10 protein-coding genes are annotated in these 12,492 nt (G+C 71.6%); 5 read left to right on the top strand and 5 right to left on the bottom strand.

The annotated features are described in order from the left end of the window. Nucleotides 1-20: 20 nt before the first annotated feature. Nucleotides 21-2,234, top strand: coding sequence for an AAA family ATPase (locus ACFO0C_RS19805; protein WP_378068122.1), 2,214 nt, complete (start codon nt 21-23; stop codon nt 2,232-2,234). A 7-nt stretch (nt 2,235-2,241) separates the two neighbouring features. Here the strand turns inward: ACFO0C_RS19805 and ACFO0C_RS19800 are convergent, their stop codons facing one another. Further along, complete coding sequence (locus ACFO0C_RS19800; protein ID WP_378068518.1) at nt 2,242-2,577, bottom strand: DUF3263 domain-containing protein; 336 nt, start codon at nt 2,575-2,577, stop codon at nt 2,242-2,244. A 160-nt stretch (nt 2,578-2,737) separates the two neighbouring features. After that, nucleotides 2,738-3,523 carry a DeoR/GlpR family DNA-binding transcription regulator gene (locus ACFO0C_RS19795; protein WP_378068121.1) on the bottom strand — a complete coding sequence of 262 codons (786 nt, stop codon included), beginning with the start codon at nt 3,521-3,523 and terminating at the stop codon, nt 2,738-2,740. Nucleotides 3,524-3,713: 190 nt separating this feature from the next. Here ACFO0C_RS19795 and ACFO0C_RS19790 point away from each other — a divergent pair, with 190 nt between their 5' ends. Genes ACFO0C_RS19790 through nagA form a run of 3 tightly spaced genes read left to right on the top strand, consistent with a single transcriptional unit; the run spans nt 3,714 to nt 6,648 of the window. Then, on the top strand, nt 3,714-4,637 hold the full coding sequence (locus ACFO0C_RS19790) for an SIS domain-containing protein (RefSeq protein WP_378068120.1): 924 nt from the start codon (nt 3,714-3,716) through the stop codon (nt 4,635-4,637). Further along, entirely contained in the window at nt 4,634-5,560 is a 927-nt protein-coding gene (locus ACFO0C_RS19785; protein ID WP_378068119.1) for an ROK family protein, read from the top strand. The genes ACFO0C_RS19790 and ACFO0C_RS19785 overlap by 4 nt, the downstream gene beginning before the upstream one ends. Then, nucleotides 5,557-6,648: an N-acetylglucosamine-6-phosphate deacetylase gene (nagA, locus tag ACFO0C_RS19780; RefSeq protein ID WP_378068118.1), complete on the top strand. Its 1,092-nt coding sequence runs from the start codon at nt 5,557-5,559 to the stop codon at nt 6,646-6,648. The genes ACFO0C_RS19785 and nagA overlap by 4 nt, the downstream gene beginning before the upstream one ends. 27 nt (nt 6,649-6,675) lie before the next feature. On the opposite strand, the gene ACFO0C_RS19775 is transcribed toward nagA, so the two are convergent. Continuing rightward, the gene (locus tag ACFO0C_RS19775; protein WP_378068117.1) at nt 6,676-7,362 is read right to left on the bottom strand and encodes a phosphatase PAP2 family protein; all 687 of its coding nucleotides are present in this window, start codon (nt 7,360-7,362) and stop codon (nt 6,676-6,678) included. A gap of 9 nt (nt 7,363-7,371) precedes the next feature. Then, nucleotides 7,372-8,769, bottom strand: a complete 1,398-nt coding sequence (locus ACFO0C_RS19770; protein WP_378068116.1) for a trypsin-like serine peptidase — start codon at nt 8,767-8,769, stop codon at nt 7,372-7,374. 90 nt (nt 8,770-8,859) lie between these two features. On the opposite strand from ACFO0C_RS19770, the gene ACFO0C_RS19765 reads away from it, so the two are divergent. Beyond that, entirely contained in the window at nt 8,860-10,077 is a 1,218-nt protein-coding gene (locus tag ACFO0C_RS19765; protein ID WP_378068115.1) for a DUF4032 domain-containing protein, read from the top strand. Here ACFO0C_RS19765 and ACFO0C_RS19760 read toward each other — a convergent pair. Beyond that, the gene (locus tag ACFO0C_RS19760) at nt 10,060-11,820 is read right to left on the bottom strand and encodes an NAD-binding protein (RefSeq protein ID WP_378068114.1); all 1,761 of its coding nucleotides are present in this window, start codon (nt 11,818-11,820) and stop codon (nt 10,060-10,062) included. The two genes, ACFO0C_RS19765 and ACFO0C_RS19760, sit on opposite strands and share 18 nt — an antisense overlap. Nucleotides 11,821-12,492 lie beyond the last annotated feature (672 nt).

Genomic DNA, 12,492 nt, shown 5'->3' with positions numbered 1-12,492 from the left:
CCTTTCGAAAGGCACGCCCGGTGGCCGATGACCTCACCCTGACCGTGACCCTGCGACCGGCCGCCCTGGACGCGCGACGCGGCATCGTGCGGTTGCACCCCGAGGTGATCGCCGCCCTGGCCCTGCGGCCCGGTGATCCGGTCCGGCTGACCGGCACACGGACCACGGCCGGGATCGTGGCCAGGGCCGAGTCCACGGCCGGGCGCGGCCTGCTCTACGCCGACGACCTGACTCTGGGCAACCTCGGCATGCGCGACGGCGGCCAGGTAACCGTCACCCCGGTCCCGGTGACGCAGGCGAGCCGGGTGACGCTCTCCGGCCCGGCCGAGGTGGTGGCCGTGGTCTCCCCCGAGATGCTGCGGCTGGCCCTGCTCGGCAAGGTGGTCAGCGCCGGCGACGACGTCTCCCTGCTGCCGCAGGACGTGCTGCCGGAGGCCGGCCACCGGCCGCTCGTCGAGGCCGCCCGGCGCAGCCTCGCCAACCGGGTCGGCTACGCCTGGACGAGCACCCTGCTCAGAGTGATCGAGGTGGCCGGCGGAGACGCCTCGCTGGTCACCATGGACACCGTCGTGGCCTGGCAGAACGGCCCGTCCGCGGCCACTCCGGCGGCCCGACCGGCGGTCACTCCGGACGCGCCGGCCTCGACCGACCCGGACGTGCCGCCGCTGAGCCTCGACGATCTGCCCGGCCTCCGTGCCCAGGCCAAGGAGCTGGAGGAGCTGCTCGATCTCGGCTTCCACCACCGGGAGGTGCTGGCCAAACTGGGCACCCGGGTGACACTCGGCGTGCTGATCTCCGGCCCCGCCGGGTCCGGCAAATCGGCGCTGGTCCGGGCGGTCGGCACGGCGGTGAACGCCGAGGTGCGCACGATCTGGGCACCCGAACTGGCCGCCCTCACCAACAACGCGGCGGCGGCCCGGCTGCGAGAGCTCGCCCAGGAGGTACGAGCCAAGCACCCGGCCGTCCTACTGATCTCGGACGTCGAGGCACTGGCCCCACGCGAGGAGCCCGGCCCGATCTCCACGGTGTTCCGTCAGGTGCTGGCCGACACGCTCGCCGACGGGACCGCTGTCGTCTGCACCACCAGCAAACCCGAGTCGGTCGACCCGGCCCTGCGCGCTCCGGAGCTGCTGTCCGTCCAGCTCACGGTGCCGCTGCCGGACGCGGCGATGCGACGGGAGCAGCTGGGCGTCCTCACCCGCGGCATGCCTCTGGCCGAGGACGTGCGGTTGGACGAGGTCGCCGGGCGTACCCCCGGATTCGTCGCCGCCGATCTCGGCGCGCTGGCCCGGGAGGCCGGGGTCCGGGCCGCCCTCCGACTCGTCGGAGCCGCCGGAGAGTCCTCCGAGGTGGTCACCATGGCCGACTTCGAAGCGGCCCTCGACGTGGTCCGGCCCACCTCGATGGTCGAGTCCACGCTGGAGGTCGCGGCGGTGACCCTGGACGACGTCGGTGACATGGCCGAGGTCAAGCAGGTGCTCACCGAGTCGGTGCTGTGGCCGCTGACCTATCCGGACACGTTCGCCCGGCTCGGGGTGTCGCCGCCGCGCGGTGTGCTGCTCTACGGCCCGCCCGGCTGCGGAAAGACCTATCTGGTCAAGGCCATCGCGGGTACGGGTAAAGCCAACGTCCTCTCGGTCAAGGGCGCCGAGCTGCTCAGCAAGTGGGTCGGCGACAGTGAGCGGTCGGTGCGGGAGCTGTTCCGCCGGGCCCGGGAGGCGGCACCGACGCTGGTCTTCCTGGACGAGGTGGACGCGCTGGCCCCGGCCCGCGGGCAGGGCACCGACGGTGGCGTCACCGATCGGGTGGTGGCCGCCCTGCTGACCGAGCTGGACGGTGTCGAGGACCTGCGCAACGTGGTGGTGATCGGGGCGACCAACCGGCCCGACCTGATCGACCCGGCGCTGCTGCGGCCCGGCCGGCTGGAGCGTCTCGTGTTCGTGCCGCCGCCGGACGCCGACGCCCGTACGGCGATCCTGCGCGCGTCGTCGAAGGCGGTGCCGCTGGACGACTCGGTCGACCTGGCCGAGCTCGGCGCCGCACTGGACGGCTTCTCGGCGGCCGACTGCTCGGCGCTGATCCGCGAGGCCGCGCTGGCCGCGATGCGCGACTCACTGGAGGCGACGACGGTGACCGCGGCGAACGTGGCGACCGCCCGCTCCCGGGTCCGGGCATCCCTCGATCCGGACCAGGTGGCGTGGCTCGCCGCTTACGCCGAGTCGCACCAGCCCTGAGCGGGGGTCAGCGACGGCGGGTGCGGGCCCGTGCCGACCGGAGCCGGCGCAGGCGCCCGACCAGGACCGGGTCCTTCTCCAGGGCGGCCGGGTTGTCGAGCAGGGTGTTGAGCAGCTGGTAATAACGGGTCGAGGAGAGACCGAAGGTGTCCCGGATGGCCTGCTCCTTGGAGCCGGCGTGCTTCCACCACTTGCTCTCGAAGGCGAGGATCTCCACCTCCCGCTCGGTGAGCGCGGACTCCGTCGCGGGAACGGGGGTGACCGGCTCCGCCACGCGGGGTGCGGGGATGTGCTGCTGCTCCTCGACCGGCTGGTCACCGGTCGGGTCGGCGGCGGGCTGCATGGCGCTCCCAGACGGCATCGGTGACCACGGATTTCACGAGGGATCCTCAGCATAGGACGCACCGGAGATCCCCGCAGACGCTACCTGACGCGACCCATCGACTACGGTCCGTCCACATAGCTGCCACCCGATCGGCTAAATCACCACCGATCTGAGGAAATCAGGCGGTGATGACGTCCACTCCGGCGTCCCGGAACGCGGCGATCGTCGAGGCGGGCGCCCCCGAGTCGGTGACCAGCGTCTCGATCTTGCTGATCGGGCAGATCCGGGCGAACGCGTGGCCACCGAGCTTGGACGAGTCGGCGATCACCACGACCCGCTTGGCCCGGGCGACCATCAGGCTGTTCATCGACGCCTCGCCCTCGTGGTGGGAGGCCGCGCCGAGCTCGACGTCGAGGGCGTCGACACCGAGCAGCACGATGTCGAGGGTGACCTCCTTGAGCAGCGCCCCGCCGAGCGGGCCGACCACCTCGAAGGACTGCGGGCGGACCACTCCGCCGGCCACCACGATCTTCATCCGTGAGCGCAGCAGCAGCTCGTTGGCGATGTTGAGGGCGTTGGTGACGACGGTGAGCTGGGAGCCCTCACCACCGGCGTTGAGGTCGGGGCGGACGGCCAGCGCCCGGGCCACCTCGGTGATCGTGGTGCCGCCGTTGAGGCCGACCACCGTGCCCGGCGAGACCAGGCGGGCGGCGGCCTCGCCGATGCGCTGCTTCTCGGCCGAGTGCTTGGCGCTCTTGTAGCGCAGCGGCAGGTCGTAGGACACCCCGTTGGCGACCGCGCCACCCCGGGTGCGGGTGATCATCTGCTGCTGGGCGAGCTGGTCGAAGTCGCGGCGGATGGTGGCCTGGGACACGTCGAGACGCTCGGAGGCCTCCTCAACCGTCACCCGGCCGCTCTCCGTCAGTAGCTCAAGCAGGGCATTCCACCGCGCGTACCGGTCCACCCACCACTCTCCGATGCACGTTCCATGATAAGTGTGTGCACATTAGTGCGCGAAAGGCCCGGAAGCAAAGCCATCTGATGCGCGAAGGACCATTGGAGCTTGCCCCCGCGGCGACACTCTGAGCACAATAACGCGCGAAAGACCCGGGAACCGAGCGCGAATGCGCAGCACCTACCGGTGAGGAACCGACATGAGCCATGTCAAAGCGGAGATCGCCACACAAGCCGAATGTTGGCGGCAGGCGGCGAAACTAGCCGAGTCACCCGGGCTTCCGGCCCGTGGGGAGCGCGTCGCCGTCGTCGGCTGCGGCACCTCGTGGTTCATGGCCAAGTCCTACGCGGTGCTGCGCGAACAGCTCGAACACGGCGAGACCGACGCCTTCCAGGCCTCCGACTTCCCGTATGCACGGCGCTACGACCGGCTCGTCGCGATCACCCGTTCCGGCACCACCACCGAGACGCTCGACGTGATGCGCGCCGTCGGTGAGCACACCCCGGTCACCGTCTTCACCGCCGACGCCGCCCAGACGGCCGCCGAGATCGCGACGAACGCCGTCGTGCTCGACTTCGCCGACGAGAAGTCGGTCGTGCAGACCCGCTTCGCCACCAGCGTGCTCGCCACCCTCCGCGCCCACCTGGGTCACGACATCGAGGCCGCCGCGGCCGACGCCGAGGTCGCCATCCGCCTGCCGCTCCCGGTGCACCCGTCGCTGGTCGACCAGATCACCTTCATCGGCCGGGGCTGGACCGTCGGGCTCGCCGAGGAGGCCGCCCTCAAGTGCCGGGAGACCGCCGGGTTCTGGACCGAGTCGTACCCGGCCATGGACTACCGGCACGGCCCGATCGCGATCGCCGGCCCGCGCCGTGTCGTGTGGGCCTTCGGTGACGTCCCGGCCGGGCTGGCCGAGGAGGTCGAGGCGACCGGTGCCGTCTTCGTGCACAGCCGGCACCACGGTGGGTACGGCGCGATCGGCCAGTGGGCGGGCAAACGTGCCCCCCTCGACCCGATGGCCGACCTGATCCTCGCCCAGCGCGTCGCCCTGTCGCTGGCCACCACCCAGGGCCTCGACCCGGACCACCCACGCAACCTCAGCCGTTCCGTCGTCCTCACGTGAAAGATCCGATAGTCGTCGCCCTCGACGTGGGCGGCACGGGGATGAAGTGTGCGCTGGTCCGCCCGGACGGCACCGTGCACCACGAGGAACGGCACCCGACCCGGGCCGAGCGCGGCCCGGAAGCGGTCACCGAGACGATCCTGAGCGTCGCCGAGGGACTGGCCGGCCGGGCACGCGCCGACGGGTTCACGCCGGTCGCGACCGGTATCGCGGTGCCGGGTGTCGTCGACGAGCTGAGCGGCGTCGCGGTGTGGTCGGCGAATGTGGGCTTCCGTGACGTACCGCTGAAGGAACTCGCCGAGCAGCGCCTGGACCTGCCCGCCGCCCTGGGCCACGACGTGCGTGCCGGCGCCCTCGCCGAGGCCCGCCTCGGCGCCGGACGCGGACGCCGGCATGTGCTGTTCGTCGCGATCGGCACCGGCATCGCCGGTGGCCTGGTGATCGACGGCCGCGGCTACCCGGGAGCGCACGGAGCGGCCGGTGAGCTGGGACATGTCGTGGTCCGGCCGGGCGGCTCGCCCTGCGGCTGCGGGCTGCGCGGCTGCCTGGAGGCGGAGGCCTCGGCCAAGTCGGTCGGCCGCAAATACGCCGAACTGTCCGGTGAGCCCGGCGCGACCGCCTTCGACGTGGCCACCCGTGCGGCCGCCGGCGAGGAACTGGCCCGCCGGGTCTGGCAGGACGCCGTCGAGGCGCTCGCCGACGGGCTGCTGACCGCACAGGCCCTCTACGACGTCGGTGTCGTCGTGCTCGGCGGCGGACTGGCCGAGGCCGGCGACGACCTGCTGCTCCCGGTCCGCGCCGCGGTCGCCGCGCGGGTCACCTTCCACCGGTCCCCCGAGATCGTCCGGGCCGGACTCGGCGACACCGCCGGCTGCCTCGGCTCCGCCCTGCTCGCCCTGGACAGGCTGAAAGGCTCGCCGTGACCCGCATCTCCGGCCGGATCGTCACCCCCGACGCGGTCGTCCGAGGCCACCTCGACCTGGACGGCGATCTGATCACGGCGATCGTGCCGGACGAGAGCGCCGGTGACGACATGATCGTGCCCGGTTTCGTCGACCTGCACTGCCATGGCGGTGGCGGGCACACCTTCACCACCGGGTCGTCCGAGGCCGCGCGAGCGGCCGCCGCCTTCCACCTGGCGCACGGGACGACGACCATGCTGGCCAGCCTGGTCAGCTCGCCGTTCGACCTGATGCGGTCGGCGGTGGCGGCCTTCCAGCCGCTGGTCGCCGACGGCACGCTGGCCGGGATCCACTTCGAGGGCCCCTACCTCTCCGAGGTGCGGTGCGGCGCACAGAACCCGGCCCACCTGCGTGACCCGTCGATGACGGAGATCCAGGATCTGATCAAGACCGGCGAGGGCGCGGTACGGATGATGACCGTCGCCCCGGAACTGCCGGGAGCCCTCGACGCCATCACGTACCTGGCCGAGCACGGTGTCCTCGCCGCGATCGGGCACACCGACGCCACCTACGACCAGACCCACGCCGGGGTGGCGGCCGGCGCAACCGTGGCCACCCACCTGTTCAACGGCATGCGCCCGCCCCACCACCGCGAACCGGGCCCGGTCGTCGGCCTGCTCTCCTCGACCATCGTGTGCGAGCTGATCGCCGACGGCATCCACCTGCACCCGGGGATGCTGGCGTTCGCCGCCGGCAGCGCCGGGCCCGGCCGGTCGGTCCTGATCACCGACGCGATGGACGCCACCGGCATGCCCGACGGACAGTACGAGCTCGGCGGCCAGGACGTCGTCGTCGCCGACCGGGTGGCCCGGCTCGCCCACAACGGCGCGATCGCCGGGAGCACCCTCACCATGGACGTGGCGTTGCGCAACGCGGTCGCCGCCGGCGTCTCCCTGGTCGACGCGGTGCACATGGCCTCGACCACGCCGGCCCGGCTTCTCGGCCTCGCTGACCGGGTGGGTGCTCTGCGGCCCGGGCTGCGTGCCGACGTCGTCGTGCTCTCGGCCGACCTGACGCTGCGTACGGTCCTGCGGTCCGGCAAAGGTTAGATCGCGAGCCGTCGCCGGGTGTCCCGGCTACGGCTCGCGCTTCTCCAGCGGGCCGAGCGGGATCCGGTCCCACGGGGTCCGCTCGATCAACCTGGCCAGGACCACTCCCAGGAGGAGCCCGGCGATCGAGTCGGTGATCCAGTGGAACCCGGTGTAGACCGTGGTGACGAAGACGATCGCCACCGGCAGCACCCGGACCAGGAAGTTCTCGCGCCCGGTCAGGGCGCGCCCCAGGACGCCGACCAGCAGGATGGCGATCACCGCGTACCAGACCAGCGAGTTCGCCACATGCCCGGACGGGTAGCTCACCGACAGAGTGCCGGACGCATCCGGATTGAAGAGCATCGCCCGGTTCTCCAAGGGGAACCGCGGCGCCGCCCGGTCGAAGAAGACCTTCGCCGGACCGATCGTGAAGTAGGTCAGAACGAACGCCGCGACGAACGGCAGCGCGACCCGGATCGACCGGGTCCGGCGCCACCAGACGAAGGTCAGGATCGCCGCCACCGGCATCAGCACCTGAGCGCCCTGACCGAGGTAGTTGAACACCCGGGCGGTCCAGTAGACCTGCCGCTGGTCATGCTGGGCGAAGGACCAGTCGGCCACCTGCTGGTCGAGGGTCAGCAGGTGACCCCGGGCCAGGGCGACGGTCAGCGCCACGAAGGCGGCGACGGCCAGCAGGTCGGGCCACCAGCTGCGGTTGATCTTCTCGGGCACCCCTCCAACCTAGAGGTACGCGCGCAACCTCCCGGCCAGCAGATCACCGCGGACCCCCGAGTTGGGGCATCCGCCGAAGTGGTGCAGGGCGACCACCTTGTCGGTGGCCCGGGAGATCACCGGTGATCCGGAGGAGCCGCCCGCGGTGTCGCAGAAGTAGGAGACGTCGGAGTGTGCGGCGTACCCGGTGTAGTCGGGGTTGTCGACGGCACAGTTGCCGGCCGCCTCACCCTTGCTGCCGGCGATCCGGGCGGGCTCACCGGCCGGATGCTGCGGCACGTAGAGCTCCTGGCCCTTCTTCGGCCGGGCGTTGTCCAGCACGAGGAAGCCGAACTTCTCGATCGACGCGAAACCGTCCACCGTGAACAGCGTGTAGTCGTAGGTCTTGTCGGTGGCCAGCACCTTGTCACCCCAGACCTTGGTGGGCTTGAACACGTCGAAGCCGCCACACCGGGCGCACTGGTAGTTGAACCACACCTCGGTGTCGTACGCCTCGTCCGAGCTGGTCAGGCAGTGGTTGTTGGTGATCATGCGGTTCTTGGCGCCGACCCGCCAGCCGGTGCACAGCTCGGTTCCGTTGATCAGGAGCCGGGCGATCGCCTTCGACTTGGTGTAGGCGACCGGATCGTTCGACTGGTAGCAGACCGCGTCCGTGGAGGTGTCGGTGCCGCACACCGACTCCTCCCGCCCGGGACCGGCCGGGCCGGGAACACGCCCGCCCGCCCCGGAGCCGCCGGACTCACGCGCGTCCCCGCGGGCCACCCGGTCGATGTCGACGCCCAGGTCGCTGAGGGCGGCGCTGCTGAGCGACTCGGCCCGCCGGTGCACCTCGACGACGGCCGTGTCACCGGTGATCGACATGGCCCAGCGGCCGTCGGCGTCGGCCTCGTAGCGGTACGACTCGGTGCCGGACGGGTTGGACACGGTCACATAGTCACCGGCGGGCACGGCGATCCGCTCGAAGTGCACCTTCACGTAGGAGGCGCCGGGGTAGGACAGTTCCTGCCGGGCCGGTCCCGCCTGGTAGCCGAGCAGCTCGTCGACGCGGTGGAGGGTGCCGATCCGCTGACGGCCGGAGGCGGGCACGTCGGTCGACTCGAGCCGCCGGTCCTGCACGTGCTCCGGGATCGGCGGCACGGAGGACGGTATGGCGGACGGCGCGGCGGGCCGGCCGGGAGTGTCCGATGTGACCGACGGGGACGGTGAGGCCGGCGTGGTCCGCGGGACTCGTGGGGCCGCGGCAGCTGGGACGCGACCCTGCTCCGCCACCGGGGCCGGTGCCACCGCCGGCGCCTGGTGCCATCCGGCCGGGTCCGCGCCGTCCCGCGCCGAGGCCACCGCGCCGGCCACTCCGGCCAGCGTCAGGGCGGCGCACGTTCCGATGACCATGCCTGTCTTGCGTCGCATGCCACTCCCGTTACGTCGTGGGCCGTTTCGCACCTGTGTAACGAGCCACGTGCGGGCACGACGCGCCGGAGGAACCGGCACACTTGGTCCGTGCGCATCACCTCTGCCGTCGTCGACCCCGCGCTCCTGGATCTGCCGTGGCACATCCCGCTGGAGGAGTGGCCCGCTGACCACCTGGTCGCACTGCCACAGGGCATTTCGCGGCACATCGTCCGGTTCGTGAAGCTGAACGGCGTGGTCTACGCCATGAAGGAGACCCGGGAACGGATCGCGGAGAAGGAGTACGACCTGCTCCGAGCCCTGGAGAAGATCGACTTCCCGGCGGTCGAGGCGGTCGCGATCGCCACCGACCGGCAGACGCCCGAGGGTGAGCCGCTGGAGACCGTGCTGGTCACCCGGCATCTGCAGTTCTCGCTGCCGTACCGTGCGCTGTTCTCCCGGGTGCTCCGCCCGGAGACCATGAGCCGCCTCCTGGACGCCCTCGCCGCGCTGATCGTGCGGATGCACCTGACCGGGTTCTCGTGGGGCGACTGCTCCCTGTCGAACACGCTGTTCCGCCGGGACGCCGGTGCGTTCGCGGCATACCTGGTCGACGCCGAGACCGGCAATCTGTACCCGAAACTGTCCGAGGGCCAGCGCAGCGAGGACATCGAGATCCTGCGGCTCAACATCTTCGGTGAGTGCCTGGACCTGCAGGCCGCCGAGCTGCTGCACGAGTCGATCGACCCGGAGACGGTGGTCGACGACATCGTGGCGCGCTACGAGCGGCTGTGGCACGAGGTCACCTACGAGCAGGAGGTGGCCAAGGACGCCCGGCACCACATCGAGCGGCGCATCCGGCGGCTCAACGAGATGGGCTTCGACATCGCCGAGGTGTCCATGTCCACGGTGGACGGCGGCTATCTGGTGCGCCCCAAGGTCGTCGACGCCGGCTATCACACCCGGCGGCTGATGCGGCTGACCGGCCTGGACGCCGAGGAGAACCAGGCCCGGCAGCTGCTCAACGACCTCGACGCCTACCGCGCGGAGAGCCACCTCAAGGACGAGCAGCAGGCCGCGCACCGCTGGCTGACCGAGGTGTTCGAGCCGGTGGTCCGGGCCGTCCCGGCCCATCTGCGCCGCAAGCTGGAGCCGCAGGAGGTCTTCTCGCAGATCATCCAGCACAAGTGGCTACTCTCCGAGAAGGCCGGGCGCGACGTCGGGATGGGCCCGGCGGTCCAGGGCTATCTGACCGACGTGCTGGCCAACAAGCCGGACGAGCAGGCGGTGCTGGGCGTCGACGCCGAGGAGCTAAGCGGGACGCTGTAACGGCGGGCTGGCCAGCTCGACGAGGACACGCAGCCCGCCGCGACGGGCCACCACCAGGATCCGGTCGCCCTCGGCCAGCACCCGCCGCCGGTCCGGCACCCAGTCGACCCACTGCTGACCGGCCGACGACATGCCGAGCACCCGGGCCTCACCCGGGTGGTCGGCGTGATCGAGGGGCGCCCCGTCCAGAGGGGACAGTGCCGACACGGTGACCGTGGCGACCAGCACCGAGTGGCGGTCGACCGGGATGGTGGCGTGCACGTCACGTTCCAGGAGGGCGGCGGCGAAGACCGGGGCGCAGATCCGGGAGACGCTGCGCGAGGTGTTGATCTGGAAGGCCGACTCGACACGCTGGGCGAAGTCGTCGTCGAAGAGCCGCAGCACCACCCGCAGGTCGGGGCGGGCCAGCCGGGACTGCAGCGCCGCCTGCAGGTTGACCGTGTCGTCGGTGGAGAGCACGACCAGCGCCCGGCAGGTGTCGATCGACGCGGCCCGCAGGGTGGCCTCGGCCGAGGCGTCACCGACGATCACCGGCACACCGCGGCGCTGGGCGGATTTCACACCGCGGGCGTCGGCGACCCGGTCGATCGCCACCACGCGCACGCCCAGGTCGGTGAGCTGCCGCAACACCTGCGTGCCGACATTGCCGAGACCGACGAGCACGATGTGGTCGCTCATCTCGCCGACGATCCGGCCCTGGCTGAGGGCGAGGCGCGCGTTCACCATCCCGTCGACCACGGCGGCGGTGATCAGCGGCAGCAGCGCGAGCCCGGCGATCGTCAGCACCAGTTGCGCGGCCTGGGCCACCGGGTTGCGGCCGATCTCCACATCGGACGACCCGACGGCGGTCAGCAGGGTCATGTAGATCGACTCCCACAGCCCGTGGCCGGCACCGTCGTACTCCGCCAGCACCAGGCCGGCGACGAGCGTGGTGGCCAGGGTGATCAGCACGGCGATGCCGAGCTTGCGGCTGAGGGCGGCGCGCACCGCGTTGCGGATCGAGCGTCCCGGCCTCCGGCGGCGCCCGGCCCGGCTCAGCAGCCTGCGGGTGACGTCCTCACCGGCCGGGCGCCCGACCGCCTCGGCCAGCACCAGATCGGCCGGCTTCGCCGCCGCGCGCTCCGGTTCAGCGGGCAGGACGCTCACCTCGCCCTCACCGTTCGCGGAGGTCAGGGTCAGGACAATCGATCGTTCCGGTACGTCTCCCCGGTGCGCGACATAGAGAGTGCGGCCGGCGCGCCGGAAATGGGTCGGTGCGACCTCGCCCAGTGACGCCGCGACGAACGCCGGTGCGGCCATCTCGGCGTCGGACAGCACCGCGCAGTCCGGGAAGAGCCGGACCACGCTCTGCCCGAGCCCGGTGTTGAACATCCGCACCACGACCCGCAGATCCTCCTCGACCTCGCGGGCGCAGAGCGCGGCGTGCAGGTTGACCATGTCGTCGGGCATGACGAGGGCGAGCGCCGAGGACCCGGTGAGGCCGGCATCGCGGAAGGTGCGCTCGTCCAGCCGGTCCGATTTGATCCACACGACGTCGCGGTCGGCGAGCTGGGCCAGGTCGGGCACGTCCGGACGGATCCGGTGCGGAGTGATCACCGTGATGCGGATCCGGTGGCGCGAGTTGGCCAGCTCCTCGGCAAGTGTGTACACCAGCGCGTCGGCACCGCAGAGCACCAGGTGAGGCCGGGTGTCCTCGTCGGACTCGGGACGGTTGTGGATCTTTTCAGTCGGTACGGCACTCACGTTCACGAATCGTAGTCAGCCGGAACCCCGCTGTGGGCCCGCTCGTTGCCCCATCCGACACCTAATGTCCGACTTGGTGGGTATCACCCGAACCCATCCTCAGGTGACGGGAGAAAGATCAGTGCGCAAGTTGTGGTGCACCGGAGCGATCGCCGGCGGAGTACTTCTCCTCGGAGCGGCACCCGCGTGGGCCGGTGACGCTCCCACCGGCAAGGACACGGACACCCTTCCCGCCGCCGACGTACTGCGCACCGTGCCCGCCCCCGACCGGCCCGTCGCGGTCAAGGGTGCGCCCGTCCCCGTCGACGGGATCAGTGGCCTGTGCCCCGACGGGCGGGCGGCCGGCGGCACGACCGTCCTGGTCCGCCGCGTCTCCGGGCTGCCCCTCGGCGGGTCGCCCCTCCAGCCCGGCCGGCCGGGCGCCGGCATGCCCGACGACGGTGACGACCCGGTCACCGCCCCGGACTTCCCGCCCGGCTCCACACCGGACCCGAGCGTCCTGGTCGGCCCCAACACGCTGGTCGACCCCGATGCCGTGATCGACCCGGCCGACACCGACGATCCCGACCTCGCCGTCGACCCCGATGCGGTCCTCGACCCGGACACCCCTGTCGACCCGGAAGCCGTGATCGACACGGACGACCCGGCCGACGCGATCGTCCCGGCGTCCGC

The sequence above is a fragment of the Actinoplanes subglobosus genome (assembly GCF_042650585.1).
Lineage (GTDB): Bacteria > Actinomycetota > Actinomycetes > Mycobacteriales > Micromonosporaceae > Actinoplanes > Actinoplanes subglobosus.
The sequence above is the reverse complement of the archived record's forward strand: the minus strand, read 5'-3'. Positions and strand labels throughout refer to the sequence as shown.